At 64.1% G+C, this 713-nt stretch carries 1 protein-coding gene and 1 pseudogene; one reads left to right on the plus strand and one right to left on the minus strand.

Annotation, left to right across the window (positions count from 1 at the left end; genetic code table 11):
* Positions 1–450, plus strand: a 450-nt coding sequence (locus RT91_RS19970; protein WP_035189857.1) for a DUF2867 domain-containing protein, incomplete at its 5' end; no start/stop codon positions are given.
* A gap of 66 nt (positions 451–516) precedes the next feature.
* On the opposite strand, the pseudogene RT91_RS22220 reads toward RT91_RS19970, so the two are convergent.
* A pseudogene (locus tag RT91_RS22220) lies at positions 517–713 on the minus strand (LysR family transcriptional regulator); the annotation flags it as partial.

The following is a 713-nucleotide window of genomic DNA, read 5'->3' on the forward strand; positions in this document are numbered from 1 at the left end:
GTCGGTGCGGATCTGGTCGACGCCTATGCCATCATGCTGCCCGACGAGGCGCCCCATGATATCGAGGCCCTGGCGCGCGAGGCCCTGGAACACCCACCGGCCTGGTTTCGGGTGCTGCTCCGCCTCCGCGACGCCGTCGTCTCGGCGGGCGGCGTAAAATCCTCTCGGCGGATACGGCAGGATGCCGAGTCCGAAGGTCGCGCGACCGTGGCGTTCTTTCCGGTCCTGGCGCGTTCGGAGCGGGAGCTTGTGCTGGGGGAAGACGACCGGCACCTCGATTTTAGAGCCTCAGTCCTGGTACGGGTCACGACGGACGAGGAGAAGCGCGTCCTTATCATGACCACGGCCGTGCACTGCCATAATCTGCCGGGCCGCGTGTACCTGATGACGATTGCCCCGTTCCACCGCCTTATCGTCCGCAGCAATCTCGAACGTTTTCTTGCACGCTGACCCTTCAGGGGCGTTGCATTTTCTTGGCGATTATTTCCGAATGTGCGTCGGAACCGCGCACCCGCGTCACGCAGGCGGCAGAAATGCCCTGTCTGGGAAGGATTTCTCCACGACGTCCAGGAAGGCGCGCACCTTCGCCCCGACAAGCCCGGCGGGAACTTTGTAGCGCCCAGAGCTCGACTGGAGTTCGGACACTGGTCCCCAAAAGGCGAAGGCGGCCCGCGCGACATCGTCGGCGACAAGCATTTTGGGCAACACCGCAG

Origin of the sequence: Acidiphilium sp. JA12-A1, assembly GCF_000724705.2 — a bacterium.
Taxonomy (GTDB): Bacteria; Pseudomonadota; Alphaproteobacteria; order Acetobacterales; family Acetobacteraceae; genus Acidiphilium; species Acidiphilium multivorum.